The organism is Candidatus Binatia bacterium, from assembly GCA_035631035.1.
GTDB lineage: Bacteria > Eisenbacteria > RBG-16-71-46 > SZUA-252 > SZUA-252 > DASQJL01.
Map to the genome: position 1 here is coordinate 36,576 of DASQJL010000072.1, position 25,860 is coordinate 62,435.

Here is a 25,860-nt window from a genome sequence, read left to right on the forward strand (position 1 = left end):
CTACGCGACCGTCGTGTCGTCGCTTCCTTCAGCGACCGGCGCCGGCTCCCCCGGCTCCTCGGCTGCCGAGGGCGAGGGCTTGAACCGCTCCTGGAACGACTCCTGGCCCGCCCGGTCCTGATCGGCGACCCAGGCCTTGGCGCTCAGGATGATGCGGTGTGCCTGCGTGTCGACGCGCGTGACCTTGAGGTCCAGCGTGTCACCCGGCTTGAAGCTGTCCGACGGCTTCTTCAGTCCGTCCACGCCCAGCTGCGAGAGCGGGATGAACCCTTCGAGACCGTCTTCGAGGTCCACGATGACGCCGCGGTCCAGAAGCCGGACCACCGTCCCCTTCACGATGATGTCGGGGAGGTAGCGCTCGGCCAGCGTGGGCCAGGGATCGTCGCTCACCTGCTTCAGCCCGAGGCTGATCCGGCGCGCGTCCTTGTCGATGGAGAGCACCACCACGTCCACCTTGTCGCCCTTCTTCAAGATCTCGCTGGGGTGGGCGACCCGGCGGGTCCACGACATGTCGCTGATGTGGACCAGTCCGTCGATCCCCTCCTCGATCTCCACGAAGGCCCCGAAGTTGGTCAGGTTGCGGACCTTCCCCGAGAGCCGGGTGCCGATCGGGAAGCGTTCGTCCAGCGTGAGCCACGGATCGGGCTCGATCTGCTTCAGACCGAGCGAGATCTTCTCGTTGTCCTTGTCGATCTTCAGGATCATCGCCTCGACCTCGTCCCCGATCGCGACGACCTTGCTCGGGTGACGCACGTGGCGAGTCCAGGACATCTCGGAGATGTGGATGAGCCCCTCGATCCCCTTCTCCAGCTCCACGAAGGCGCCGTAATCGGTGATCGAGACTACTTTCCCCTTCACGCGCTGGCTGACGTTGTAGCGCTTGTCCACGTCCTCCCACGGATACGCCGTGAGCTGCTTCATGCCGAGGGAGATGCGCTCCTTCTCGGGATCGAAGGAGAGGACCTTCACCTTCACCTTGTCGCCGATCGAGACCAGCTCGGAGGGATGGCTGACGCGGCCCCAGGACATGTCGGTGATGTGGAGCAGGCCGTCGATGCCGCCCAGGTCCACGAACGCGCCGAAGTCGGTGATGTTCTTGACCTGGCCCTCGCGGATCTGGTCCTTGGCCAGCTCCTGGATGATCTCGCTCTTCTGCTTCGCCCGGTGCTCCTCGAGCACCGCGCGCCGCGAGACCACGATGTTCCGGCGCCGCTTGTTCAGCTTGATGATCTTGAATTCCATCGACTGGCCGAGCAGCGAGTCGACGTTCTGCACCTGGCGCAGCGCGATCTGCGAGCCCGGGAGGAAGGCCTCGACCCCATAGAGGTCGACGACCACGCCGCCCTTGATCTTCCGCATGAGCCGCCCCTCGACCAGCTCGCCCTGGTCGGCGGCCGCCTTGACGCGGTCCCAGACCTTGACGAAATCGGCGCGCTGCTTGGAGAGGACGACCAGGCCGTCCTGGTTCTCGGTCTTCTCGAGGAAGACCTCGATCTCGTCGCCGACCTTCACGCCTTCGAGGTCGGGGAACTCCTCGACCGGGATGACCCCCTCGGACTTGAAGCCCACGTCGACGGTGACTTCCTTGTCGTCGATCTTGAGCACCCGCCCGCGGACGATCTCCCCCTCTTCGAGGTCCTGAAGCGACTCCTCGTAGAGCTGGAGCCATTGCCCCATGGCGCCCGCTTCGTCCTCGCCGTCGACCTCGACCGCTCCCGCGGCGCCCGGCGAGGTGAACAGCTCCTCGTCGTCGTCCTGATGGATCAGCCTGGTGGTCGTGCGCCGCTTCCGCGGCTTGGCTTCGGCCTCCGCCTCATCCGCGCCATCGTCCTTCACTTCCAGCTCTTCTTCGTGACGTCGAACCATTCCGTTACGTTACCCCCTGTTTCTATGAATTTCGGCCTCGAAGGGCCGGTGCTGCCGTTCGTCGCGCTACGCGGAGCGGGCCTGGCCCGGCTCCAGATCGGTGAGGCGTGCGACCACTTCGGCGATCACTTCGTCGGGCGTGGACGCCCCCGCCGAGACGCCGACCCGGCGGACGCCGGTGAACCAGGACGGGTCGATCTCTTCGGCCGACTCGACCTGGTGCACCCGCGGATTCACCTTGCGGCAGACCTCGGCCAGCTGCGCCGTGTTCGCGCTCTGACGGCCGCCGATGATCACCATCGCGTCCACCGAGGGCGCGAGCTCGACGGCCGTCTTCTGCATCGACGTCGTCGCGCCGCACAGGGTGTTGAACACCCGCACTTCCTTCCCGCGCTTCAGCAACGCGCCGACCACCTCCTGCACGTGGCCGATCGAATGGGTCGTCTGGAACACGACGCCCATGCGCGGGATGAACTTCAGCTTCTCCGCCTCTTCGACGGTGTCGATGACGATCGCCTTGCCCTGCGTGTGCGCCACCACGCCGATCACTTCCGGGTGATGCGCGTCGCCGATCATGACGACCTTGTAGTTGTCGGCGATCAGCTTCGCCGCGTACTGCTGCGCCTTGGTGACGAAGGGGCAGGTCGTGTCCACCACGTTGAGCCCCCTCGTCGCCGCCTGCTCGTGCACCTCGGGCCCGACGCCGTGGGAGCGGATCACCACGGTGCCGTCCGGAGCCAGCTCGGTCAGATCGCTCACCACTTCCAGTCCGCGCCGGTGGAAGAGATTCACCACCTGCGGATTGTGAATGAGCTGGCCGAGCGACTTCACGGGACCCTGCGCCTGGTCGAGGGTGTCGGTCGCCATCTTGATGGCGCGCTTCACCCCGAAGCAGAACCCGGCGTTGTCCGCGACGACGACTTCCATGCAGTCCCCCGCCGGGCTCAACCCGGCAGCGCGGCGATCGCTTCCATGACGGCCGCCGCGAATGTGTTCATGGACTCCCGGTCCGCCTCGACGCGGATCGGCGGCGTCATCGGCGTGCCGATGACGATCCGGACGAGCGTCTGGCGACGCAGGGAGCGCCGAATCTGGTTGGACCCGGAGATCCGGATGGGGAGCACCGGCGACCGGGTCACGACCGCGAGACGGCCGATACCGGCCCGAGGCGCCAGAAGGGCACCGCTCTTGTTGCGGGTCCCCTCCGGGAAAATCAGAACCGCACCTCCCCCGTTCAGCACTTCCTCGGCGCCGAGCAAACCCGACCTCGCCCGGGTGCCTCGCTGAATGGGGATCGAATTATACCCCCGGAGCATCGCCCCAAACACCTTATTTTGGAAGAGTTCCGCCTTCGCCACGAAGTGCAGGACCCGGGGGAAATTGGACCCCACCAGGGGCGGATCCCAGAAGCTGATGTGGTTGCAGGCGGCGATCAGGGGCCCGCTCCGCGGCACATGATCGAGCCCTTCGATGCGGAACTTGAGGAAAGTCCGCGAAAACCGCTTCACGAATCGGCTTCCGAACCAGTAGAAGGGCCTCGTCGGACCGGGTCCCCGGCGGGCCAGCTCGGCCCAGCGGGTCACCACCTCGACCTGTTCGGCCAGCCCGAGGTCTGATGTGTCGAGCCGGATGGCGTCTTCCGCCGGCTGGAGCGGGCTCTCCGCTCTCCCCTGGTCGCGGCCGTCCCGCTCCCGGATCATCGCCTCGATCGCGGCCAGATCGGGACGCTCGCCCCGGGCCTCCAGCTCCCGAAAGCGGCGCAGGGCCCGCACCGCCGCCGAGGCTTCGAGGAAGATCTTGAGGTCGGCTCTCGGGAAGACGACGGTGCCGATGTCGCGCCCTTCCATGACCACGCCCGGGGGGCGCGCGAACGAGCGCTGGATGGCCACCAGCCGGCGGCGGAGCCCGGGATGGACGGCGACGCGGGAGGCGGCGTCTCCGGCTTCGGCAGTGCGGATCTCGCCGTCGAGGAGCCGTCCGCCGCAGCGGAGGCCCTCGGGCGTCGGCTCGAAGCGGACCCCCTCCAGCGCGCGGAGCATCTCCGCTTCGGAGTCGAGGTCGGCGCCCGCCTGCAGCGCGACCCAGGCGGCCGCGCGGTACATCGCCCCCGAGTCCACGTGCGGCAGCGCGAGGGTCCGCGCCACGGCGCGCGCGGTCGCGCTCTTCCCGGCGCCGGCGGGACCGTCGATGGCGACCACGAAAGCCTTCAACGGCGAAGGCTCCGGAGCCTGTCGAGAAAATCGGGGTCCGAGATCGCGGCCGCGTCGGCGCCTTCCACCGTGACGCCTTCCTTCGCGGCGAGGCCGGCCACGAGGAAGGCCATCGCGACGCGGTGGTCCCCCGCCGCGTCCACGCGGCCGCCGCGCAGCGAGCCTTTCCCCTCGATGATCCAGCCGTCCTCCAGCTCGTCCACGACGCCTCCGGCCGCGCGGAGTGCGACGGCCACGGTTGCGATCCGGTCCGACTCCTTCACGCGCAGCTCGCGAGCGCCGCGGATCTCGCTCCGCCCTTTCGCGAACGCGGCGAGCACCGCGACCATCGGCAGCTCGTCGATGAGGCGCGGCGCCTCGTCCTCCCCGACCGTAACGGGACGGAGCCCGCCCGCCTTCACGTGGAGGTCGGCCACCGGCTCTTCGCCCGCGGCCCTCGGCTCCTGCCGCTCGATGACGGCGCCCATCCGCGCGAGGAGATCGAGGAACGCGGTCCGGGTCGGATTGGCGCCGACGCCGCGGATCGTGATCTCCGATCGCGGGACGAGGGCGGCCGCGGCCACGAGGAAGGCGGCCGCCGAGAGGTCCCCCGGCACTTCGATCTCGGCGCCGTGGAGCGCGGCCGGACCGGTCACGCGAGCGGCGCGCCCCTCGCGGACGACGCGCGCGCCGAAGAGCGGGAGCATCCGCTCGGTGTGGTCGCGCGTCGCGACCGGCTCCTCCACGATCGTCGCTCCCGACGCCTGGATCGCGGCGAAGAGGAGCGCGCTCTTCACCTGGGCGCTCGCCACCTTGGTGTCCACGTGCGCGCCGTGGAGCGCGGTTCCGCGGACGACGACGGGGGGCAGGCGGTCGCGCGAGCGCGCGTGCACGTCGGCGCCGAGCAGGCGGAGCGGCGCGATGACGCGGTCCACCGGCCGGCGGCGCAGCGAGGCGTCGCCCGTGAGCACGGAAAGGAACGGCTGCGCGGCGAGAAGGCCGGTCGCCAGGCGGAGCGCGGTCCCCGAGTTCTTCGCGTCGAGCACCGTGTCGCTCTCGGCGAGCGTTCCCCCCTCGAGGATCCACTCGGCGCGGGAGGTCCGGACGCGCGCGCCCAGCGCCCGCGCGAGGCCCAGCGCGGCGCGCGCGTCGGCGCCGGGGTTTCCCCCGCGGATCCGCGTCGTTCCCGGCGCGAGCGCGCCTAGGAGCACCGCGCGCTGCGTGACCGACTTGTCCCCCGGGACCGTGGTCTCGCCGCGGAGCGGCTTTCCGGGACGCGTGGCGGCGCGGCTCATCGCACGATCTCCTCCCGGAACGACCGGGCCTCTTCCAGGCACGCGCGGAGCGCGGGCCCCCCTTCCTGGATGGCGTGGCGCAGGGCGCGCACCTCGCGTTCGAGCAGCTCGAGCGCGGGAAGGAGCTTCGGTCCGTTCCGCTCGAGGATCTCCGCCCAGAGCGCCGGCGGCGAGCCCGCCACGCGCGTGGTGTCGCGCAGCCCGGGCCCCGCCGTCTCGGCCAGCGCGCGCGTCATCGACCCCGTACGGCGCAGCGTGCGCACGAGCGCGACCGAAGCGACGTACGGCAGATGGCTCGTGAGCGCGACCAGCGCGTCGTGCAGCGCCGGCGCGATCGAGGCGGGGCGCGCGCCCAGCGCGCGCCAGAGCGCCGCCGCCCGTCCCCCGGGCCTACCCGCCTCCAGCGGAAGCCCGATCAGCACGGCGGCGCCGCGATAGAGATCGGCGCGGGCGGACTCGATCCCCGAGGACTCCGAGCCGGCGAGCGGATGCGCCGGCACGAACCGGTCGGCGAGGGACGGCGTCTCCAGGGACGCCGCGAGGGCGGGCAGCATGATGCTCGAGAGATCCATCACGATGGCTCCGGGGGGAACGGCGTCGCCGAGACCGCGGACCCAGCCGGCCGCGGCGCCCGGAGGCATGGCGAGCGCCACGACCTCGGTCTCGGCGGGAACGGCGCCGGGATCGCGCAGCCGCTCCGTCATGGCGCCGCGCTCCAGCGCGCGGCGCGCCGCGGCGTCGTCTTCGTCGAAGCCGAGGACGCGCGCTCCGGGATCGGCCGCGCGGAGTGCCAGCCCCAGCGAGCCGCCCATCAGGCCGAGTCCGAGGATCGCGACCCGCCGGGGCGGGGCGTCCGGGGTCGGGCGCTCCGTCACGTCGCTTTGGCGAGCGCCTCGATCAGCCGGTCGTTCTCGAGCCGGGTGCCGACGCTGATCCGCGCGTACTCGGCCGGGAGCCCGAAGGAGGTCATCGGTCGGATGATCACGCCCAGACGCTCCAGCGTGCGGGTGGCTTCCACCGCCGAGCCGGGGAACTTCGCGAGCACGAAGTTCGCCCAGGAGGGGGTCACGCGGATCCCCCGCTCCGGGAGCGCGCGCTCGAGGAAGGAGATCCCCTCGGCGTTCACGTGGCGGCTGCGGAGCACCTGCTCCGGATCGGCCAGGCTGGCGCGCGCGGCCGCCTGCCCCACCGTGGTGACGTTGAACGGCAGCCGGACGCGATGAACCACGGCCGCGAGATCTTCCGGGAAGAAGCCGTAGCCGACGCGGAGCCCGGCCAGCGCGTAGATCTTCGAGAAGGTGCGGAGCACGGCGACCCGTTTCCCCTGGCGCAGGTAGTCGAGCGCGTTGGGGTATTCGGGATCGGTGACGTACTCGAAGTAGGCCTCGTCCACGATCGTGAGCACGTGGTCGGGGACGCGCCGGAAGTAGTCGTCCATGGCGCGCCGCCGGACGATCGTTCCGGTGGGATTGTCGGGGTTCGAGAAGTAGACCAGCTTGGTGCGGCTGGTGATGGCGGCCAGCATGGCGTCGGGATCGTGGAACAGGTCCCGTCCGGGCACGCGCTTCAGCGTCCCGCCCGCCACCTTCACCGCGACGGCGAACATGACGAACGCCGGGTGCGACATGATCGCCTCGTCCCCCGCGCCGAGATAGATGCGGCAGAGGACGTCGATCAGGTCGTTCGACCCCGAGCCGACCGCGATCCACTCGGGCGACACGTTCCAATGCGCGCTCAGCGCTTCGCGGAGGTAGAACGACGAGCCGTCGGGATAGCGGTTCACCCCGTGCGCCGCGGCGGCGATGGCGGCCACGGCCAGCGGCGAGGGGCCGAGCGGATTTTCGTTCGAGGCGAGCTTGACGGCGCCCGTGATGCCGAGCTCGCGCTCCAGCTCTTCGACGGGTTTTCCGGGCACGTAGGGCGTGAGGCTTCGAATCTCAGGACGGATTGGATCCATCGCTTTGAGCGTCATGGCGAAGCACTCCTTCCGGTCGTGATCCGAGGCGCAGTCTACCACCCCGATTCGGCCGCGGGGAAACTTCCGAGCACGCGGAACAGGCGCGTTCGCGCGCGCATTTCCGCGAGCGCCGGGCGGAGCGGATCGGCATCCTGATGGCCGGCGACCTCGAGCAGGAAGAGGTGCTCTCCGGGCCTCCAGCGATGCGTCCGCGATTCGATCCAGAGGAGATTCACGCCGTGGTCGGCGAGCGCGCGGAGCGCTTCGAGGAGCGCGCCCGGGGCGTTGTCGAGGGCGAGGAGGAGCGCCGTCTTGTCGCGCCCGCTCGCGGGGCCGGACGCGCGGCCGAGCACCAGGAAGCGCCGCGTGCGGCGCGGCGCGTCCTCGGCTTCGGGCTCGACCTCGGGCAGTCCCGCGAGATCGGCCACGATCGCCGGCGCGAGGCAGCAGGCGTCGGGATCGTCCGCCGCGCGCCGTCCCGCCTCCAGGCTTCCCGCCGCGGCGACCACCTCGACGCCCGGACCGAGCGCGACGCGCCACCGCTGGCAGAGGGCGAGCGCGGCCGGATGCGCGATCAGGCGCTTCGGCGTCCGCGCCCGGCCCAGCGCCTCGTAGCCGCCGCGCTCCACGAACTCCGCCGTGATCGCCGCCTCGGCGCCGAGAAGGAGATCGTAGGCGTCGAACGGCGGGTCCTCGGCGTCTCCCTCGAGCGCGAAGACGCCGTGCTCCGCCCGCTCGGAGCCGATCGCTTCGAGCAGGTGCTGGGGCGAGGCGGTGGCCGCGTAGGTCGAGGAGGCGCCGAAGCGGCGCACGGCGGCCTGATGCGCGAATCCCCCCTCGGCGCCGAGATAGGCGACGCGAAAGGCTCCCTGCGCCGCGCGCGACGCGGAGACGATCTCGCGGAAGATGGCGCGCACCCCCGAGCGCGGAAAGGCGCCCTTGGCCTCGCGCTCGATCCGCTCGAGGAGATCGCGCTCGCGCGCCGCATCGAGCGTCGCTTCCCCCGAGGCCTGCTTCAGCGCCCCGATCCGGCGCGCCAGCTCGGCCCGATCCTCGAGGAGGCGAAGGAGGTCGCGATCCAAACGGTCGATCGCGCGGCGGATCTCGTCCCGCTCGGGATCACCCATCGCGCGTCTCCCTGCCGAGCGCCGCGCGCCGCAGGGCTTCGATCTCGCGTCCCGTGAGCGGCCGGAGCGAGCCCCGGCGCTGCACGCCCAGCCGGATCGGGCCGAAGCGGGTCCGGAGGAGCCGCTCCACCTCCAGCCCCGCCCGCTTGGCGAGCACGCGCACCTCGCGCTTCTTCCCCTCGGCGAGATCGAAGCGGACGATGCCGCGGCCGCGCTCGGCTCCCTCGAGGAGGACCGCCGCGGGACGCACCGGCACCCCCTCGACGACGGCGCCTTCGCGCAGGAGGCGCACGATCGCGGGATCGGGCACGGGGCGCACCCAGACCCGGTAGCTCCGGATGAGGGCGCTTCGCGGATGCAGGAGCGCCTCGGCGAGCGCGCCGTCGGTGGTCAGGAGGAGGAGCCCCTCCGAGTCGTAGTCGAGCCGTCCCACCGGCATCATCCCGCGAGCCTCCGCGCCGAGGCGATCGAAGATGGTCGGCTTTCCCCCCTGGGAGCGGCGGCTGACGAGAAGGCCGGGCGGCTTGTGGTAGGCGGCGTAGCGCTCGGAGGCGGGAAGGCGGAGGAGCGCGCCGTCGAGAGCGACCTGGTCGCGCCCCGGGGTCACCGGCGCGCCCATGCCGTGAGGCGGGAGGCCGTTCACGGTGACGCGCCCCTCGCGGATCCACTGGTCGGCCTCGCGCCGCGATCCGCCGCCGGCGCGCGCGAGAAAGAGGTTAAGCCGCACCCTCGGGCGCGGGCTCCGCTTCCTGGTCGGCGCCCTCGGCCGCGGCCGAGGCGGGCTCGGCTTCGGGCGGGCCCGCGGAAGCGTCCTCCGCGGCGGCGTCCGCCGTCGCCTCCGGCTCCATCTCCAGCCGCTCGCGCTCCTCCAGCACGGGGCCCAGTTCCTTGAGCTCCGGCAGATCGGAGAGGTCGTTGATCCCGATGTAGGAGAGGAACTCCGTCGAGGTCGCGTAGACGAGCGGCCGGCCGACGCCCTTGGAGCGCCCCTTGATGGCGACCAGGCCGCGCTCGAGCAGCGTGTGGAGCGAGCCGCTGGAATCCACGCCGCGGATGGAATCGATCTCCACCTTGGTCACGGGCTGCTTGTAGGCGACGATGGCGAGCGTCTCCAGCCCCGCTCGCGAGAGCCGCACCTTGCGCCGCGAGCGGAGCATCCGCTCGATCCACGGCGCGCATTCCTTCTTCGACAGAAGCTGGTAGCCGCCCGCGATCTCGGCCAGGGTCACGCCCCGCTCGCTCTGCTCGTAGTCGCGCGCCATCTGCTCGAGCGCCTCGGCGACCGTGGCGGCATCGGGACCGTCGAGAACCTCGACGAGGGTCGAGAGCCCCACCGGCGCGTCGCTCGCAAAGAGGAGGGACTCCAGAATTTGCTTCGTGGTGGTCATCGCGCTCCCTCCCCGTCATCGGTCATCGGTAACTCGGACGCCGGGTCCTCGGCCGGCTGGCCGGCGCCCTCGCCGGGCGCGGACTCGTCCATCGCGTCCTCCGGAGGCGCCTCGCCGCGCCACTCGACCCAGATCGGACCGAACAGCTCTTCCTGGGCGACGTGCACGTTCCCCGCTTTCAGCATCTCGAGAAGCCCGAGGAACGCCGTGATCTTCTCGATCCGGCTCACGAACGGCTCGAGCAGCTCCTCGAACAGCATGCGCGGGCGCTCGCGAAGATTGTTCGCGAGGAGCGCGATCGCCTCTTCCAGGCGGATCGGCTCGGCGACGATCGTGTGGACCGGCACCGGCGCCTGGCGCGAGAGCACCCCCTTCAGCGCGTCGAGAAGGCGGAAGAGGCTGACCGGCAGGAGCTCGCTCGCCTCCGGGTCCTCGAGCTGCGCCGGGGCGCCGCGGTCGAAGCGCAGGCGGCGGTCTCCCTCCAGGCGCTCCAGCTCCTTCGAGGCGTCCTTGAAGCGGCGGTACTCGAGGAGCTGGCGCACCAGCCCTTCGCGCGGATCCTCTTCCTCTTCCTCGGCGGTGATCGGCGGCGGCAGGAGCATGCGCGCCTTGATGCGCATGAGGGTCGCCGCCATGACCAGGAACTCCCCGGCGACCTCCAGGTCCAGCTCGCGCATCAGCTCCAGCGTCTCCAAGTACTGGCGCGTGATCTTCGCGATCGGGATGTCGGTGATCTCGATCTCGTTCTGCTGGATGAGATGGAGCAGGAGGTCGAGCGGACCCTCGAACGCGGGAACGTGCACGCGGATGCCCGTCTCGGTCGCCGGCTGGCTCTCGGTCGCCGGCTGCGTCGTCGTCACGTCCCCGCGCTCTTCGGTCATCCGATCTTCATCGCCTCGCGCACCTCGCGCATCGTTTCCTGGGCCACCGCGCGCGCCCTCGCCTCGCCGTGGCGCAGCGCCTCGACCACCCGCTCGGGGTGGGCCTCCAGCTCTCTCCGGCGCTCGCGGATCGGGGCGAGCTGCTCGGCGAGGATGGAGGAGAGGTCCCGCTTGTCGGCCACGCATCCCAGGCGCCCCTCCCGGCACGCCAGGTCGATCCCGGGAGCGTTCGCCGCGTTGAAGGCGCGATGATACGCGAAGACGACGCATCCGTCCGGGTTTCCCGGATCGGTCAGCCGGATCTTCTTCGGATCGGTGTAGGCGGTCTTCACCTTGGACGCGATCTCCTCGGGCGTGTCGGAGAGGAGGATCGTATTGCCGAGCGACTTGCTCATCCGCCGCCCGTCCAGCCCCGGCACGCGCGCGAAGCGGGTCAGCTTGGGCTCGGGCACCGGAAACACCTCGCCGTAGAGGGAGTTGAACTTCCTCGCGATCTCCCGCGTCACCTCGACGTGGGGCACCTGGTCCTCGCCGACCGGAACCAGGTTCGCCTTGTAGAGCAGGATGTCCGCCGCCTGCAGCACCGGATAGCCCAGGTGCCCGTAGGAGATCCGGTCCTCCAGCTCCAGGTCGCGCGCCTGGTCCTTCACCGTGGGGTTCCGTTCCAGGCGGCTGGTCGTGACCAGCATCGAGAACAAGAGGTGCAGCTCCGCGTGCTCCTTCACCCGCGACTGCACGAACACCGGGCTCGTCTCGGGATCGATTCCCGCGGCCAGCCAGTCGGCCACCATCTCCAGCGTGTTCGGAAGGATCTGGTCGGTGTGCTCGTAGTCGGTGGTGAGCGCGTGCCAGTCGGCAACCATGTGGAAGTTCTCGCTGGAGTCCTGGAGCGCCACCCAGTTCTGGAGCGCGCCGAGGTAGTTCCCCAGGTGCAGCCTCCCGGTCGGCCGCATGCCGCTCAGGATGCGCGGGCGCTTCGGCGCGGCGCTCATCCGACGAGCCCTCCGGTGAAGAGGCGGGTCAGGACCGCGACCACCGGCAGGATCAGCATGCCGATGATCGAAATGCGCGTCAGGTTGCCGATCAGGATCAGCCCGAGGAGCAGCATGGGGCCGATCGGCTCGAGCGCGCGGTAGCGCTCGGCCGCGCGCGCGGGCAGGAGCCCGGTCAGGATGCGCGAGCCGTCCAGGGGAAAGATCGGGATCAAGTTGAAGACCGCCAGCATGAGGTTGAGATAGACGCTGTACCGGACCATGTCCACGAGGGCCGCGCCCATGATGGTCTGGGAGAGATACGCGTTTCCGTCCACCGCGCGCAAGAGCGTTCCGAAGAGGGCGGCGAGAACGACGTTCGACGCGGGGCCCGCGAGGGCGATCCACATCATGTCGCGCCGGGGGTGCGCCAGGTAGCGGGCGTCCACCGGAACCGGCTTGGCCCATCCGAAGCCGGCGATGAGGAGCAGGATGGTGCCGATCGGATCGAGGTGCGCGAGCGGGTTCAGCGTGAGCCGGCCGAGCAGCCTCGCGGTGGGATCGCCCATCCGCGACGCAACGTAGGCGTGGCTGAATTCATGGACGGTGAGCGCGAAGAGAATGGGCGGAATGAGCAGCAGCATCCCCGCGACGCCGTCCACCCGGTCCTCCCTGCCCCTGCGCCCGAAACGAGCCTAGGGCTGTCCCTCGCGTCCGGAGGGTTTCAGCGACACTTCCGCCGAGTGCGTGAACCAGCGCGCGGCGGCATCCCGAACGTCCTCGGGCTTCAGCTGCAGGAGCGCGGTCTCGAACTGGCGGGGGAACTCGGTGGTGACGCCCTGGACCTCCCACCGGGAGAGGTTGCGCGCCCGGATCACCGGCTCGTTCTGCTTCCAGAAGAACCCGTTCTGCACGCGCTTCACCTGGACGCCCCACTCGCCCTTGTCGAAGGGCGTGGTCTTGATCTGCTCGAAGACGGCGGCGACCGTGTCGCGCGCCGCCGCATAGTTCTCCGGCTTGGCGGCGAGATGGACCGCCACGCTCGAGCGATGCGGATAGCTCGGATACATCACGCCGACGGCGGCGGCCTGCTCCCGCTGCGGCATCCAGAACGTGATCGGCGAGCGGTCGGCCGAGCGCAGGTAGGAGTCGATCACCATGAACGCCGGGTAGTCGCGGTCGGCATAGCCGGGAGCCGGATAGCCGTAGACCAGCGAGCGCGCCAGGATCGGGCGCTCGGCCGTGATCACGGTGTCGGCGGCAGGTCCGTGCGGCATCACCGACGGCGGCGCCGGAGGCGGGCCGGCAGGTGCGGCGGCGAAGAGCTTCTCGAGCTGCGCCATCGTCTTCTTGGCGTCGACGTTCCCCACGACCGACACGGCCATGTTCCCGCCGACGAAGAGCTTCTTGTAGAGCGCGAGGACGTCGGAGCGCCGCGTTTCGGATAGCGACTGCACGCTGCCGTGCGGCGGGCGCGCGAGCGGGCTCCCCTGGTACATCGCTCCGAGGAAGTAGGTGTAGGTCGCGAGGAGCGGGTTCTCGACGTCGTCGGCGGCGCGCGCCAGGAAGTAGCTCCTCGAGTTCTCGACCGCGGTGTCGGGGAAGGACGGCGAAAGAACGATCTGCGCGAGGAGATCGACCGCGTTGGTAGCACCCTCGCGAAGGGTCTGGAAGCCGACCTGGCCGTAGTCGGCGCTCGCGCCCGATTCCAGAGTGACCTTGTCGGCGAGGAGGCGGAGCTGCAGCTCGGCCGGGGGCAGCTTCTTCGTCCCCGACGTGAGCGCGCGCATCAGCACCTGCGAGAGGCCGGCCGTCTGGTCATCCTCGTACATCGTCCCCATGCGCAACGCCACCATGCCCGCCACGTCCGCGCTGGTCCGCTGCTCCTGGACCATGAGCACGACGCCGTTCTTGAGGACCTTGCGGAAGATCGGGGTGCCGGGGTCGTACATCGCGACGCGGGGCCGCTCGGGCAGCACCGGCATGACCCGCTCGTGAAACTCCTCGGCGGGCTGGCTGGAGTCGGGGGTGGCCGAGGCGGTGTCGGAAGGCGCGGCCGGCGAGGCCTGGGCGGTGGTCGGGTCCGCTTGGGCGAGGACGCACGCGCCTGGTGCCGGCCCGGCGGAGGCCGTGGAGACCGGCATGGCCAGGGTGATCATCAGGGCCGCGACAAGGCCGGAAACAGCCACGACGCAGCCTGAGGCGACCCGCGAAAGTCGTTTGGGCAAAAGAAGATTCGAGATCAGGGACATTTTCCCGAGAATAGCAGACCCACCGCGCTCCGTCAACGCGGCGGGCGATGTGCACGCCGTGTGTACCTTGCAAACACCGCCCCCGAGGACATTTCGCCCGTTAAGTTCGCCCGCGCCGAGGCCGATTTTTCAGATGAGGCCGGGGGGCCTTTACGAGAGGAAGGCGAAATGGGACGTCTCGGCATGGACCGCGCGCGTCTTCGCCGCGGAAATTGCGTCCTGGCCGCCGGCATGGCGATCAGCCTGCTGGCCGCGATGCCGCGGATCGCTCCCGCCGCCTCGGCGCCCGCTTCCCCCGCCTTCCCCACGCTCGCCAACGCCGCCGGTGTTCCCAAGGCCGCGCTCGATCAATTCCGGGGGATCTGCTCCGACCTGGAGACCGCCCGCGCCCGCCTTGCGAACGGGCGCCTGGACGAGTCCGCGTTCGCCGACACGCTGCTCGCGCTGTTCTCGCGGGCCGACACCCTCGCCCAGACCCTCGCCGCCGGCGCCCGCGGCAATCCGGCGTGGATCACGCTCCAGCGCGGGGTGGGCTACCTGATCGAATCGCTCCGGGACAACTGGGTCGGGATCGCCGCCAAGAACGGGATGAGCTTCGCCGAGGCGGACACCGCGCTGAAAGCGGCCGTCGCCTGGCGGACCGACGTGGCGGAGGCCTCGACGCCCTGACGTCGCAATCCTCTGAGCCGAGACCGCCGAACCGCTAGGGACCCGCCACGAAGTAGTAGTTCCGCCCCTCGTCGAACTGATCCGTGAAGCCACCCCGCGACAGCGGCCCTTTTCCTTCCAGCCAATCCCCGAGGAGCGACACCTTGAGTCCGATCGCGTCCGCGAGCAGATCGTAGATCGCCTCGGGCCGGGCCTCGAAGTAGTCCGCGCCGCCGATTCCCGACTCGAAGACGATCACGGGGCGCCAGCGCCGGAGTAGCTCGACCCCGCCCTGCAAGAGCCCGAGCTCCCCCCCTTCCACGTCGATCTTCACGAAGCCGATGGGAAGCTCGCGCGGCACGACGCGGTCCAGCGTCTCCATGGGAACACGGATCTCCTCGGTGGGCTCTCCCCCCCAGTACTTCGGACGAGGCCGCAAACCGCTCAGGGCGGGATGGGCGATCGCGCGATGGAACGGGACCTCTCCCGGCCGATCGCCCAGGGCATAGGGGAGCACACGGACATCGGGAAAGGCCGCCTCGAGCTTCCGGAATTTTTCGGGATTGGGCTCGAACGCGAGATGGCGGCCACGCGGCGCGAGCCGGCAGAGGTGCCGCAGCATGCCCCCCTCGAACGCCCCGGCGTCGATCGCGTTGGCGGCGGGCGTGAGGACGCGCCGCATGATCGCGATCGTCTGCGCGTCGTAGAGATGGCTCTTGTTTCCGGTGATCGCGGCGTACAGCCGCTTGGCGGGCGCCTCCCACCGGGTCCCGACGATCGCGCGGCCGGCTTGTCGGATCATGGGATTTGCGTGGCCCTCCGCCCGGGTCTTCCGCTGTTGTCGTTCTTGGAGCTACAGGAAGGGGCGAAAGGTGCCGACAGCATTTGGTGCCGGAAGGCTTGCGAGCGAACAAAGTAAGATGGTGGAGCTGGCGGGGTTCGAACCCGCTACCTCTTGACTGCCAGTCAAGCGCTCTCCCAACTGAGCTACAGCCCCATCCTGTCGCAGCGGAACGAGAGTACCCTTGGCTCCGGAGCCCGTCAACGACCATGGACTGGAACTTCCGCCCCCCGGTGCCGCCCTTGACCCCGCGCTTCCCTGCGGCGAGTATGCGCCCGTGCCTCCGCTGACCGGCCATCGCTACCACTTCAGCGGCGTCGGCGGGAGCGGCATGGCCCCTCTCGCGATGCTCACCGTCGCCCTGGGCGCCGACGTGACCGGCTCCGACCGGAATCACGACCGGGGCGTCGCGATGCACGTGTTCGAGGACCTGCGGCGCTCCGGCGTCCACCTCCTTCCCCAGGACGGCTCGGGGGTGACCGAGGGGCTGACCGCCCTGGTCCATTCCACGGCCGTCGAGACCTCCAATCCCGATTTCGCGCGAGCGCAGGCGCTGGACATCGCCTGCGTCCGGCGCGGCTCCTTCCTCGCGCGCCTCGCCGCTTCACGGCGCGCCGTGGCGATCGCCGGGACGAGCGGCAAGTCCACGGTGACCGCGATGACCGCGCACATCCTGGTCGCCGCCGGCTTCGACCCCAGCTTCCTCGGGGGCGGCGCGGCCGCCGGCCTCGCGGGCGCCACGCCCCCGGGCGGCCTGCGTGTCGGAGGCTCGGATTGGTTCGTGGTCGAGACCGACGAGAGCGACGGCAGCGTCGCGGAGTTCGCTCCGGCCGTCGCCGTGCTCACAAACCTGAGCCGCGACCACAAGGAGATCGAGGAAACGGCCCGCAATTTCGAATCGCTCCTGGCCGGAACGCGGGAGCGCGCCGTGATCCACGTGAGCGATCCCGAGCTGGCGCACGTCCGCGTCCCGGAGGGTCTGGACGTCCTCCGCGTGGCGATGCCTGGCGCGACGTGGGCCGAGCCCGCGCTCCGCGCGAGCGCGATCGAGCTCACCCCCGACGGCGTCCGCTTCGCGATCAACGGCGTTGGGGTGCGCGTGCCCTTCCCCGGCATCCTCACTGTCGAGAACGCGCTCCTCGCCTGCGGCGCGGCCGTGGCCTCCGGGGTGCTGCTCGAGACCGCCGCACCGGCGCTCGCCACCTTCGGCGGGGTGCGCCGCCGGCTGGAGCGGATCGGCGGCCATCACGGTGTCGACGTCTTCGACGACTTCGCGCACAACCCCGTGAAGATCCGGGCCGCGCTGCGCGCGCTCCGCCCCGCGGGGTCGCTTCGCGTTTACTACCAGCCCCACGGCTACGGCCCCACGCGCTTTTTCGCCGAGGAGATGACCGAGGCGTTCCGCGACGAGCTCCGCTCGGGCGACCGCCTGTACCTGGCGCCGATCTACGACGCCGGGGGCACGGCCGACCGCTCGATCCGCTCCGAGGATCTCGTCCGCAGCATGGGCGACCGCGGGGTTCCCGTGGTCCTCGCCCCCACGCGGGACGAGGCGTCGCGGGCCATGACCGAGGAGCTCCGGCCCGGCGACCGGCTCCTGGTCATGGGCGCCCGCGACGACACCCTTCCCGCCTTCGCCCGGTCGGTCTACGCCGCGCTAGTCACGCGCGACGACGCGCCGGCCGCACAGCGCGAACGCGCCTAGTCCCGCCAGCCAGAGCGATCCCGACCCGGGCTCGGGCAGCGAGATCGGATCGGGAGGCGGAGGCGCTGTCTCGCCGGCCTCGCTGAAGCTGCCGGTCCACGCGCCGCACGTCACGCTGATCCCCCCGAACGAGAAGGTGGGGATGTCGAACCCGAACCCGAGGCGCGCTCCCTCGGTCATCCGCTGGAACGCCGAGATCCGCACGAAATCGGGGATGTCGATCCACTGGCCGGGCGCCAGGTGCACGTTGGCGAGGTAGGCGGCGAGGTCCGCGCCTGAGGCGCCGGTGAGCCCGATCCAGTTGTCGGCGACGCCGGTCAAGGCGCCGCCGCCCCCGCCGTTCGATCCCGACGCGGGCGAGCTGACCGCGTAGACGGAGTCGGTCAGGTCGATCACCGTCCGGCTCACGGCTCCCTCCGCTCCCGCGGCTCCCGATTTACCCGCGGCGCCCCCCGCGCCGACGTTCAGCTTGGACGAATAGCCCGTGATCCCGTTCACCCCGGTGAGCACGGAGACGCCGGGCAGGACGTCGGGGAACGCGATCTCCTGGTCGGAGGTGTTCTGGACGCGCACGGTCAAGCCCAGCGCGCCCGAGGGGTCGAAGAGAAGCGGCGCGCCGAGCTGGGTGAGCGTGGTGCCGCTGAGCGACTCCTGCGCGAGGGGATCCGCGACCGTGGTCGATCCGTCCGTCGCGGTCGCGCCACCGACCAGCGTGAGCGAGATCAACCCGGCCGCGGCCGATCCGGGTCCGAGCAGGAATGCGACGGCAAGAAACGGGAACAGCAGACGACGATGGGACACGGCAGGCCTCCGGGAATGGGTGGTGTCGGGAACCGGGGCCTACTGCGAGAGGCGTGCCGCGATCGAGCGAGCCGGAGCCGCGCGCGCGGCGGCGCGTGCGGGCGCGACAAAAGGGCTCCGCGCCGCTTCCATGGCACGGAGCCCAAAATCACGAAACGTCAACGCGCGGTAACGCGCGCGCCGACGATCGGCGACGTCAGCCGACCAGCTCGGCGATCGATTTCCCCTGCAGGAAGAGCCCCAGGTAATCCCGCCCGCCGGCCTTGGAGTCGGTGCCGCTCATGTTGAAGCCGCCGAAGGGGTGGACGCCGACCAAGGCACCCGTGCACTTCCGGTTGATGTAGAGGTTCCCGACGTGCAGGCGGCGCTTGGCCTCCACGACCTTGGCGCGGTCGCGCGAGTAGTAGGCGCCGGTCAGGCCGTAGATCGTTCCGTTGGCGATGGCGATCTCCTCCTCGAACGACGCGGCGGGGATGACCGCGAGCACCGGCCCGAAGATTTCCTCCTGGGCGATGCGGGCCTCGGGGCGGACGTCGGTGAAGACGGTGGGCTTGATGAAGTATCCGGGGCCCGAGTGCTTGCCCCCTCCGTTCAGCGTCTTCCCTTCCTTCTTCCCGACCTCGATGTAATCGAGGATCGTCTTCTCGGCGCGCGCGCTCACGACGGGGCCGAGGTAGTTCTCCCGGCTGGTCGTGGGGCCGACCGTGATCGCGTCGACGCGCGCCTTCAGGCGCTGCACGAATTCGTCATAGAAGGAACGATGGATGATCGCCCGCGAGCAGGCGGAGCACTTCTGCCCCTGGAAGCCGAACGCTCCCGCGGCCACGCCGGCGGCGGCCGCATCCAGATCCGCCCCCTCGTCCACGATCGTGAAATCCTTGCCGCCCATCTCCAGCACCATCCGCTTGAGCCAGATCTGTCCCGCCGGCACGCGCGCCGCGCGCTCGTGGATGCGGATGCCGACCTCTTTCGAGCCGGTGAAGGCGATGAAGCGGACGCGCGGGTGCTCGACGAGGGCGTCGCCCATCGCGCCGCCGGGTCCCGGCAGGAAGTTCACGACGCCGGGGGGCACGCCCGCCTCCTCGAGGATCTCGAAGAGCTTCCAGGCGATGAAGGGCGCGTCGCTCGAGGGCTTGAGCACCACGGTGTTCCCCGTGACGACCGCGGCCACCGTCATTCCCGTCGTGATCGCGAGCGGGAAGTTCCAGGGCGGGATCACCGCCCCCACGCCGAGCGGGATGTAGAGGAATTCGTTCGCCTCGCCGGGATAGGCGGTGACCGGCTGCTCGCCGCCCCAGCGCAGCATCTCGCGGGCGTAGAAGTCGCAGAAGTCGATCGCTTCGGCCGTGTCGCCGTCCGCCTCCGCCCAGCTCTTTCCGACCTCGTAGATCATCGCGGCCGACAGCTCGTTCCGGCGCCGCCGCATGATTCCCGCCACGCGGAGCAGCACGTTGGCGCGCTCGGCCGGAGGCACCCAGCGCCAGGACTCGAACGCGCGCTCGGCGGCCTCGACCGCCTGGTTCACATGGTCGGCCGTGGCCTTGGCGAAGTTGCCGACGCACTGGGAAGGGTCGGCAGGATTGACGCTCTGGAACGTGTCGCTCGACTCGATCCGTCGACCGCCGATCACGAGGGGGTGGGTCTTGCCGAGCTGGCCCCGGATGGTCTCGAGGCCGCACTGCATGCCCTTCTCGTTCTCGGGGCGCGAGAAATCGAGGAGCGCCGCGTTCTGGAATTCGGGAAGCATGACGGCTCCTTTAGCATTCAGGTGGTTGGGGGATATACTGCGGCGCCCATGATATCCGCTCTCGCCACGGCTGTCATCCCGGCCCTCCTCCTGCCCTGGACGCTGTTCCTGGCGCCCATGCCGATCCTCTTCGCGGTGCTCCCCGTCATTCCGGTCGCGATCGTCTACGTTCGCGCCATCGCCGCGCGCGACGCCGGGCGCGCCGTCACCCTGGCGCTCGCCTGGGCGGCGGCCTTCAGCGTCTCCACCATCGCCGCGGCCACCGCGCGGCCGGACGCGGCCGTTCACGGGATCTGGCATGCGGGGGAATTCCGGGACGAGATGGTGCGCTGGATCGCGACCGGGGTGGGCCCGGAGGGGGACATCCGGCTCTTCCTTCCCCGCGTGCTCCTCGAGTTCGCGCTCGTGCTCGCGCTCTCGGCCGCGACCGCGGGCGTGGCGGGGCTCCTCCTGGGGGCGGCACTCCTCGGGTACATGAACGGCTACGTGGGGTGGGTGGCCTCGAACGCCGATGCGCGGGTGGGGCCGCTCGCCGCCGCGCTCATCGCCTGGCCCCCCTGGTCGGCCGCCCGCGTCGTCGCGTTCGTCTGCGCCGGCACCGCCGCCGCGCTCTGGGGCTATCCGCGTCTCCTGGCGCGCGGCGCGCCGAGGGGCCGGTGGGTCCGGCTCCTGATCGTGGCCGTCCTGCTGCTCGGCCTCGATATCTTTCTCAAGTGGTGGCTCGCGCCGATCTGGCGCGACTGGCTTCGCTCGATCCTGGGCGCGAGCGCCGGAATCGAAGCGGGCGGGAGCGCGTGACGCTGGCGCGTCCGGCTCCCGCCCCAGGCCGCGGGGTCGCGGCCTCGTGCTGTCGGGTTACTTCAAGATCGTGACCGGGCTCACGTCCTTCGTGTACGGCGTCTGGGCCTGGACGTAGTAGCGACCCGACGCGAGCGTCTTGCCGCGATCGTCCTTGCCGTCGAACCGGACCAGGTGCGTCCCGGCCGGCACGTTCGACTCGTCCATCAGGAGCCGCACCATCCGGCCGCGGGCGTCGAAGACCCGGATGGTGAGCCCGCCGTCCTGCGGCGTCAGCACGGTCACGACCGCTTCGGGGTTCAGCGGGTTCGGGCCCAGCTTCTTGATCATGCCGCGCTCCGGCACCACCGACGTGCTGACGTGGGCCGTGACGGCGGTTCCGCTCCGCAGCGTCGCATGCAGCGTCATGTCCGCCGCGACCTCCGTGGTCAGGTTGGCGAAGAGCGCGCGCAGGTCGTCCTTCGCGAAGTCCATGCGCAGCTCCAGGGCGCCGTTTCCGTCCCGGTCGTGCGTGCCGTCCACGCTCTCGGCCAGGGGGGCGATCGCCTCGACGGTTCCCGATCCCGTCCACGCCGTGAGGCGCACGGAGGCCGGGTCGACGTCGGCGAGCGCGAAGCCGGAGACCGGCTCCAGGTAGACGCGCTCGCGGGGCTTGCCGATGTTGAGCCGGATCGGGTCCGCCTCGGACCAGGCGCGCGCCACCGGCCCGGTCTCGACATGCGTCACCGTGACCGTCACGACGACGTCCCGCGTCAGGCCGGGATCCGCCCAGTCGGCGGCGGTCAGCGTGACGTGATACGTCCCCGCGCCGTTTACGGCCGCGGTCAGGGTCAGGTTGCCCGTGCCGTCGCCGGCGTCGGTCAACGACGTCTGCAGCGCCGCGCCGGCGTCCGAGCTCTTGAGCCGCAAGTTCGGAGCGCCGGGAGTGCACGACTCGTCCGGGTCGCTGGCGCTCACGGCGACGGCCGTGACGGCTCCTTCACCGAGCGAAGCCGAGTACGAGGGCTGGTCCCACGCGGGGGCGCGGTTCGTGTTCGTGACGGTGATCGTGAAGTTCTCCCAATCCAGCGCCGTGCCGTCCCAGACCGAGATCGTCGCCGAGTAGCTGCCCGACTGGCAGTAGCCCGGGGAGAGGTCGAGCGAGGCCGTCAGGGAGCCCGGCCCGCTGCTCACCGGCGTCAGCGTCGCGAAGCTCGGAAGCGTGACGCTCCACGTGAGGTTGTTCCCGTCCGGGTCGGTGGCCGAGACGGACACGTGGCGCACCTGGCCCTCCGCGACGGTCTGGGTCCCGATCGCGCTCAACACGGGCGGGCGGTTCGCCACCTGGCTCGCCGTGACCGTCACGCTGAACGACTGCTCCACGGTGGCCTGTCCATCGGAGAGCCGGACCGTGATCGACGTCGTTCCGAGCGGGGTGGACAGGGACGGCGCGAGCGTGATGTTGCCCGAGCCGGCGCCGTAGTCGCTCAGCGTCGCGTACGACGGAAGCGGGCCGCTCGAGAAGGTGATCGCATCGCCGTCCGGGTCATAGCCGGTCAGCGACACGAACTGCGTGGTCCCCTGCTCTACGGTGCGGTCGCCGATCGCGAACAGCACCGGCGCCGTGTTGGCGTTCGTCACCTCGATCGAGACCGAGCCCTGGTCGGTCCCGCCGAAATCGTCGTCGGCCAGAAAGGAGACGAGATAGCTCCCCGCCTGGTCGGTGTTGGGCGTCCAGTCGAACGTGCCGGTGTTGTTGAAATGGTCGGTGAAGGTCGCCCCCGTCGGCAGGTTCGCCGCGGAGAGGAACACCGACTGGCCGTCGGGATCGGTGGCGCTCACGTTGAACGTGAGATCCGTCCCCTCGGACACGGTCTGCGGACCGGGCAGGGAAAGAACCGGAGGCGCCGCGGCGGCCGGCGCGCTCGTGAAGAGCCCGCCCGCCACGAACAGCGCGGCGACCGTCGAGTGCAAGAAACCGGCGAAGCGGCGCATACGAACCCCCAGTCATTCGGATGAAACGGAACATCGCGCCCCATCCGTGGGGTCCGCTCAACTCCCGTCAAGTGATGGTTCGGTCTGGAGGATGCATAGCGTGGGCCACCGCCGGAAGAACGTGTGGGAACGCGGTAAGACCGCTACTTACCTCGGGGTTGGCGTCCGACGTCGGGTCGCGGAGAATTGCGTTCCGCGTGGCTCGATCCGACCGGCACAGCCACATGCGGCCCGATCGGGCCACCATTGACGTGGAACCGCGAACGGCCTCCCGCCATACTAAAGGGAGACAACGCCGTTCCGATTCCCATCCCATCCCAGGAGGCAGCAACGTGGCGAGAGCGAACCCCAAGCGTCAGGCCCCGAAGAAAGGCGAAACGCTTCAGGACTGGATCAAGACCCTGGTGATCGTCCTGGCCGTGGTCATCACCTTCCGCGGCGTGGTGGCGCAGGCCTATCAGATTCCGACCGGCTCGATGGAGCGGACCCTCCTGATCGGCGACTACCTCTACATCAACAAGATGCTCTACGGCTCCGAGATCGACATCGGCTTCAAGGGGCATCGCTATTTCTACCATCGCTTCCCCGCGTTCCGGCAGCCGCAGCCGGGCGACATCATCGTCTTCCGGTATCCCGTCAACCCGCAGCAGGATTTCATCAAGCGCTGCGTGGCGGTCGGGGGCCAGACGGTGGAGGTCCGCGACAAGGTCCTGTACGTGGATGGAAAGCGGCAGAACGAGCCCTACGCCGTCCACGACGACCCTCGGGACTTCCCCAAGGAGATCACGGTGCGGGACAACTTCGGTCCGCTGAAGGTCCCGCCCCACTGCCTCTTCATGATGGGCGACAACCGCGACAACAGCCTCGACAGCCGCTTCTGGGGCCCCCTGCCGGAGAACATGGTCAAGGGAAAGGCGATGTTCACCTACTTCTCGTGGGATCCCAGCGAGCACATGGTGCGCTTCAATCGGATGTTCCGGGGGATCAGCTGAGGGAGGCGGATCCCCGCCGAACGCCGGAAAACGGAGGAACGGTTTCATGACCCAATCCCAGGTCTTGAAGAGGCTCCAGCGAACCCACTGGAGGAGCCTCGAGCGCCTCACCAAGAAGGCGTACCAGGCCGGCTTCGAGGCCGGGCTCGCCCGCGCGCGCGGCGGATCGCGCCGGGGCCGCACCATCCGCGCCGACGCCACCGTCGAGGGTCTCCTGCGGCGCATCGACCGCCACTTCGGGCTGGATCGCTATGGATTCGAGGTGCGCGTGGTGCACCCCGGATCGGGCCGGCGGGTCCCCGCGCGGGACCCCCTTTCCCACCACATCGCCTCGAACGGCGCCTGAGTTTCCTGCGGCGCCGCTCGGGCGCCGCCGCTAACCCGCTCCGCCGCCTCCGCTTCCCCGCAGCACGCTTTGCCGCACCTGCGCCACAGTCCTGCCATGGGTCCAGGCGTCTTACTGCATAGACACGAGCAGGGGCTCGCGTCGGGGATGGTCCGGGCAACGACGTCCGGCGCCCTCGAAGACCCCGAATGGGGCTGGACCCCAGAGGAACGAACGATGAACCGACGTAACGTGGTGCGTCTCGCGCTTGCCGCGGCGCTCTTTGGGGCCGCGATCCCCGGTGCTGCTCTCGCGCAGTTCGTCGACGCGCAGGCGAAGTACTGGACCCCGAAGGCCCAGGTCCAGGTGCAGGTGCAGTCGCAGCGGTTCGGCCGATTCCATCGCGACATGTTCGAGGGCCGTTGGGTGGCCCAGGATCGAAATGACGCGGACTTCCGCGGTGAACACGGCAACGGCTTCGGTGGACGTGGCAACGGCTTCGGCGGAGGTTTCGGCGGCGGGCGGATGATGGCCCTGCCGAACTTCCTGAACATCGACCAGGGACGCCGGACGATCAGCGTCGCCGACGGACAGAACAACGTTCTTCAGCTCATCGTGATCGACAACGGCTTCCACGGGATGCAGCAGCGCGGAGCGACGCTCCTCCAGGGCGACCTGAACGGCAACCGGCTCGTCGCGACCGGATCGGCGGGTCCGTGGGGCGGACGGCAGATCCGCCAGGTCATGACGCTCCGGAATCACGGCAACACGCTCGTGGTCCGCACGCAGATGCAGCGCGGCAACTCGGGGCGGATGGTGGAGGTGGAGAAGGTGTACGACAGGGCCTAACGCCCGAAGCCGGCCGGGGATGAACGGCACCGCCACGGTCAGGCTCAAACCGAAAACGGCTACAACGGACTGGAGCGCCGCTCCCTCGCGGGGCGGCGCTTCCTTTCCCCCCTCGGTGGGTTCGGGGACCGGGCCCCTCCGTACGGCGCCGCGCCTGAAGGAGGCTAAGGTCCGGCCCCGACCTGCCGATACTCCGAGGGGTCGAATCGTCCGCTCTCGCGGAGGGGAACGATGAACTGGAAGCTCGGATTGACGCGGGTCTACTACGTGCTCTGGGTGCTCTGGGCGCTCGCCTGGATCTACTGGAGCGCGCTCAATCTGGTGCACTACGGCCGGTCGTACCAGGCGGTCCCGAGCGCCGAGGCGGCGACGTCGGGATTCATCCAGCCCTCCGGCCCCGAGCGCGGCCAGATCACGACGCGCTCCGTCGCGAAGGGCCTCGTGGGCGGCTCGATCGTCTTCGAGCCGACCGGCGAGCCGCGCTGGTACTTCATGCCCCGCCCCTCGACCGGTCAGCTCCTGATGCTCTCGATGATCGGCGCCGCGTTTCCCGGGGCCTTGCTGTTGGCCGGCCGCTGGATCGTCACCGGCTTCCGGAGAGAGCCCGCCTAGCGGCGCGCGACAACGACCGACGGCGCGTTCCTGAGAAAGCGGACGGTGCCCGCGTCGGCGCCTCGCGTGATCAGGTCCACGCGACCGTCGCCGTCCACATCGCCCGCAGCGATATCCACGATCTGGTCGCCCGCGGAGACCGGATCCCCCGCCACGAGCCCTCCGGCCCCGTTTCCAAGAAGGATCGACAGCGCGGTCGCCGGATAGGGACAGGTCGCGAGATCCGGCTTCCCATCGCCGTTCAGATCCGCGGGCGCGCTGAAACTGCCCGGATTCGAACCAGGCACCATCGCTTCCCCTCCGAGTGAGACGGACTGCCATGCCAAGCTCCCGACCCCCGGCATCGCCGAGAGATGCAGCACCACCACCTCACGGTCTCCGTCTCCATCCAGATCCACGAGGGACACGTCCGTGGGCTGCGTCGCGAGGGTCTTCGTGATGCCGGAGCGGAAGGTGCCGTCACCACGGCCGAGCGACACGGTGACGGAGAAGTCGAACAGTCCGCGGGCCGCCAGGTCGGCCTTGCCGTCGCCGTTCACGTCGCCGATCTCCGGGAGCCCCAGCAGCGATCCGACCGGCGTCACACCATCATGGCGAATGACCGTTCCGCTGTAATGGGGGAGATAGAAATCGAAGACGACG

The 25,860-nt window shown here is 70.1% G+C and carries 25 protein-coding genes and 1 tRNA gene; 7 read left to right on the top strand and 19 right to left on the bottom strand.

Annotated features, from left to right (window positions below; all coding sequences use genetic code 11):
- The 13 genes from VE326_07680 to VE326_07740 form a co-directional block, all read right to left on the bottom strand.
- Entirely contained in the window at positions 1-1,866 is a 1,866-nt protein-coding gene (locus tag VE326_07680; protein ID HYJ33083.1) for a 30S ribosomal protein S1, read from the bottom strand.
- A gap of 66 nt (positions 1,867-1,932) precedes the next feature.
- Positions 1,933-2,793 (bottom strand): 4-hydroxy-3-methylbut-2-enyl diphosphate reductase, encoded by an 861-nt coding sequence (gene ispH / locus VE326_07685; GenBank protein ID HYJ33084.1) that lies wholly within the window; start codon positions 2,791-2,793, stop codon positions 1,933-1,935.
- 17 nt (positions 2,794-2,810) lie between these two features.
- On the bottom strand, positions 2,811-4,076 hold the full coding sequence (gene cmk / locus VE326_07690) for a (d)CMP kinase (protein HYJ33085.1): 1,266 nt from the start codon (positions 4,074-4,076) through the stop codon (positions 2,811-2,813).
- Complete coding sequence (gene aroA, locus VE326_07695) at positions 4,073-5,350, bottom strand: 3-phosphoshikimate 1-carboxyvinyltransferase (GenBank protein ID HYJ33086.1); 1,278 nt, start codon at positions 5,348-5,350, stop codon at positions 4,073-4,075. The genes cmk and aroA overlap by 4 nt, the downstream gene beginning before the upstream one ends.
- Positions 5,347-6,225 carry a prephenate dehydrogenase gene (locus tag VE326_07700; GenBank protein ID HYJ33087.1) on the bottom strand — a complete coding sequence of 293 codons (879 nt, stop codon included), beginning with the start codon at positions 6,223-6,225 and terminating at the stop codon, positions 5,347-5,349. Before VE326_07700 ends, aroA begins: the two co-directional genes overlap by 4 nt.
- Complete coding sequence (gene hisC, locus VE326_07705; protein HYJ33088.1) at positions 6,222-7,322, bottom strand: histidinol-phosphate transaminase; 1,101 nt, start codon at positions 7,320-7,322, stop codon at positions 6,222-6,224. Before hisC ends, VE326_07700 begins: the two co-directional genes overlap by 4 nt.
- A gap of 38 nt (positions 7,323-7,360) precedes the next feature.
- Positions 7,361-8,434: a chorismate mutase gene (locus tag VE326_07710; GenBank protein ID HYJ33089.1), complete on the bottom strand. Its 1,074-nt coding sequence runs from the start codon at positions 8,432-8,434 to the stop codon at positions 7,361-7,363.
- Entirely contained in the window at positions 8,427-9,161 is a 735-nt protein-coding gene (locus VE326_07715) for a pseudouridine synthase (GenBank protein HYJ33090.1), read from the bottom strand. The genes VE326_07710 and VE326_07715 overlap by 8 nt, the downstream gene beginning before the upstream one ends.
- A complete protein-coding gene (gene scpB, locus VE326_07720) occupies positions 9,151-9,822 on the bottom strand; it encodes an SMC-Scp complex subunit ScpB (protein ID HYJ33091.1) in 672 nt (223 codons plus the stop codon). Before scpB ends, VE326_07715 begins: the two co-directional genes overlap by 11 nt.
- A complete protein-coding gene (locus tag VE326_07725) occupies positions 9,819-10,703 on the bottom strand; it encodes a segregation/condensation protein A (GenBank protein HYJ33092.1) in 885 nt (294 codons plus the stop codon). The genes scpB and VE326_07725 overlap by 4 nt, the downstream gene beginning before the upstream one ends.
- Positions 10,700-11,695: a tryptophan--tRNA ligase gene (gene trpS / locus VE326_07730; protein ID HYJ33093.1), complete on the bottom strand. Its 996-nt coding sequence runs from the start codon at positions 11,693-11,695 to the stop codon at positions 10,700-10,702. Before trpS ends, VE326_07725 begins: the two co-directional genes overlap by 4 nt.
- Positions 11,692-12,336, bottom strand: a complete 645-nt coding sequence (locus VE326_07735) for a site-2 protease family protein (GenBank protein HYJ33094.1) — start codon at positions 12,334-12,336, stop codon at positions 11,692-11,694. The genes trpS and VE326_07735 overlap by 4 nt, the downstream gene beginning before the upstream one ends.
- A gap of 33 nt (positions 12,337-12,369) precedes the next feature.
- Entirely contained in the window at positions 12,370-13,863 is a 1,494-nt protein-coding gene (locus VE326_07740; protein ID HYJ33095.1) for a pitrilysin family protein, read from the bottom strand.
- A gap of 231 nt (positions 13,864-14,094) precedes the next feature.
- Between VE326_07740 and VE326_07745 the strand changes: the two genes are divergently transcribed.
- Positions 14,095-14,595, top strand: a complete 501-nt coding sequence (locus VE326_07745; protein ID HYJ33096.1) for a hypothetical protein — start codon at positions 14,095-14,097, stop codon at positions 14,593-14,595.
- Positions 14,596-14,629: 34 nt separating this feature from the next.
- Here the strand turns inward: VE326_07745 and VE326_07750 are convergent, their stop codons facing one another.
- Positions 14,630-15,376 (bottom strand): FkbM family methyltransferase, encoded by a 747-nt coding sequence (locus tag VE326_07750; protein HYJ33097.1) that lies wholly within the window; start codon positions 15,374-15,376, stop codon positions 14,630-14,632.
- A gap of 119 nt (positions 15,377-15,495) precedes the next feature.
- Positions 15,496-15,571: transfer RNA gene (locus VE326_07755), tRNA-Ala, on the bottom strand.
- A 121-nt stretch (positions 15,572-15,692) separates the two neighbouring features.
- On the opposite strand from VE326_07755, the gene VE326_07760 reads away from it, so the two are divergent.
- On the top strand, positions 15,693-17,120 hold the full coding sequence (locus VE326_07760; protein ID HYJ33098.1) for a Mur ligase family protein: 1,428 nt from the start codon (positions 15,693-15,695) through the stop codon (positions 17,118-17,120).
- On the opposite strand, the gene VE326_07765 is transcribed toward VE326_07760, so the two are convergent.
- Positions 17,073-17,921 (bottom strand): PEP-CTERM sorting domain-containing protein, encoded by an 849-nt coding sequence (locus VE326_07765; GenBank protein ID HYJ33099.1) that lies wholly within the window; start codon positions 17,919-17,921, stop codon positions 17,073-17,075. The genes VE326_07760 and VE326_07765 overlap by 48 nt on opposite strands.
- A 196-nt stretch (positions 17,922-18,117) precedes the next feature.
- Complete coding sequence (pruA, locus tag VE326_07770; protein HYJ33100.1) at positions 18,118-19,668, bottom strand: L-glutamate gamma-semialdehyde dehydrogenase; 1,551 nt, start codon at positions 19,666-19,668, stop codon at positions 18,118-18,120.
- 48 nt (positions 19,669-19,716) lie between these two features.
- On the opposite strand from pruA, the gene VE326_07775 reads away from it, so the two are divergent.
- On the top strand, positions 19,717-20,466 hold the full coding sequence (locus tag VE326_07775) for a hypothetical protein (GenBank protein ID HYJ33101.1): 750 nt from the start codon (positions 19,717-19,719) through the stop codon (positions 20,464-20,466).
- Positions 20,467-20,523: 57 nt separating this feature from the next.
- Here the strand turns inward: VE326_07775 and VE326_07780 are convergent, their stop codons facing one another.
- Positions 20,524-22,440, bottom strand: a complete 1,917-nt coding sequence (locus VE326_07780) for an Ig-like domain-containing protein (protein HYJ33102.1) — start codon at positions 22,438-22,440, stop codon at positions 20,524-20,526.
- Positions 22,441-22,772: 332 nt separating this feature from the next.
- Between VE326_07780 and lepB the strand changes: the two genes are divergently transcribed.
- The 4 genes from lepB to VE326_07800 all read left to right on the top strand — a co-directional run bounded on the left by lepB (position 22,773) and on the right by VE326_07800 (position 25,218).
- On the top strand, positions 22,773-23,432 hold the full coding sequence (gene lepB / locus VE326_07785) for a signal peptidase I (GenBank protein HYJ33103.1): 660 nt from the start codon (positions 22,773-22,775) through the stop codon (positions 23,430-23,432).
- A 46-nt stretch (positions 23,433-23,478) separates the two neighbouring features.
- A complete protein-coding gene (locus VE326_07790) occupies positions 23,479-23,778 on the top strand; it encodes a hypothetical protein (GenBank protein ID HYJ33104.1) in 300 nt (99 codons plus the stop codon).
- Between the two features lie 216 nt (positions 23,779-23,994).
- A complete protein-coding gene (locus tag VE326_07795) occupies positions 23,995-24,606 on the top strand; it encodes a hypothetical protein (GenBank protein ID HYJ33105.1) in 612 nt (203 codons plus the stop codon).
- A gap of 231 nt (positions 24,607-24,837) precedes the next feature.
- Positions 24,838-25,218, top strand: coding sequence for a hypothetical protein (locus VE326_07800; protein HYJ33106.1), 381 nt, complete (start codon positions 24,838-24,840; stop codon positions 25,216-25,218).
- Here VE326_07800 and VE326_07805 read toward each other — a convergent pair.
- Positions 25,215-25,860, bottom strand: a 646-nt coding sequence (locus VE326_07805; GenBank protein ID HYJ33107.1) for a VCBS repeat-containing protein, incomplete at its 5' end; no start/stop codon positions are given. The two genes, VE326_07800 and VE326_07805, sit on opposite strands and share 4 nt — an antisense overlap.

What these genes read in the sequence shown, in the direction of transcription:
- VE326_07680 (HYJ33083.1), bottom strand. Translation starts at nt 1,866, where the DNA reads ATGGTTCGACGTCACGAAGAAGAGCTGGAAGTGAAGGACGATGGCGCG.
- ispH (HYJ33084.1), bottom strand. Translation starts at nt 2,793, where the DNA reads ATGGAAGTCGTCGTCGCGGACAACGCCGGGTTCTGCTTCGGGGTGAAG.
- aroA (HYJ33086.1), bottom strand. Translation starts at nt 5,350, where the DNA reads ATGAGCCGCGCCGCCACGCGTCCCGGAAAGCCGCTCCGCGGCGAGACC.
- hisC (HYJ33088.1), bottom strand. Translation starts at nt 7,322, where the DNA reads ATGACGCTCAAAGCGATGGATCCAATCCGTCCTGAGATTCGAAGCCTC.
- VE326_07710 (HYJ33089.1), bottom strand. Translation starts at nt 8,434, where the DNA reads ATGGGTGATCCCGAGCGGGACGAGATCCGCCGCGCGATCGACCGTTTG.
- scpB (HYJ33091.1), bottom strand. Translation starts at nt 9,822, where the DNA reads ATGACCACCACGAAGCAAATTCTGGAGTCCCTCCTCTTTGCGAGCGAC.
- VE326_07725 (HYJ33092.1), bottom strand. Translation starts at nt 10,703, where the DNA reads ATGACCGAAGAGCGCGGGGACGTGACGACGACGCAGCCGGCGACCGAG.
- trpS (HYJ33093.1), bottom strand. Translation starts at nt 11,695, where the DNA reads ATGAGCGCCGCGCCGAAGCGCCCGCGCATCCTGAGCGGCATGCGGCCG.
- VE326_07745 (HYJ33096.1), top strand. Translation starts at nt 14,095, where the DNA reads ATGGGACGTCTCGGCATGGACCGCGCGCGTCTTCGCCGCGGAAATTGC.
- VE326_07750 (HYJ33097.1), bottom strand. Translation starts at nt 15,376, where the DNA reads ATGATCCGACAAGCCGGCCGCGCGATCGTCGGGACCCGGTGGGAGGCG.
- pruA (HYJ33100.1), bottom strand. Translation starts at nt 19,668, where the DNA reads ATGCTTCCCGAATTCCAGAACGCGGCGCTCCTCGATTTCTCGCGCCCC.
- VE326_07775 (HYJ33101.1), top strand. Translation starts at nt 19,717, where the DNA reads ATGATATCCGCTCTCGCCACGGCTGTCATCCCGGCCCTCCTCCTGCCC.
- VE326_07780 (HYJ33102.1), bottom strand. Translation starts at nt 22,440, where the DNA reads ATGCGCCGCTTCGCCGGTTTCTTGCACTCGACGGTCGCCGCGCTGTTC.
- VE326_07790 (HYJ33104.1), top strand. Translation starts at nt 23,479, where the DNA reads ATGACCCAATCCCAGGTCTTGAAGAGGCTCCAGCGAACCCACTGGAGG.
- VE326_07795 (HYJ33105.1), top strand. Translation starts at nt 23,995, where the DNA reads ATGAACCGACGTAACGTGGTGCGTCTCGCGCTTGCCGCGGCGCTCTTT.
- VE326_07800 (HYJ33106.1), top strand. Translation starts at nt 24,838, where the DNA reads ATGAACTGGAAGCTCGGATTGACGCGGGTCTACTACGTGCTCTGGGTG.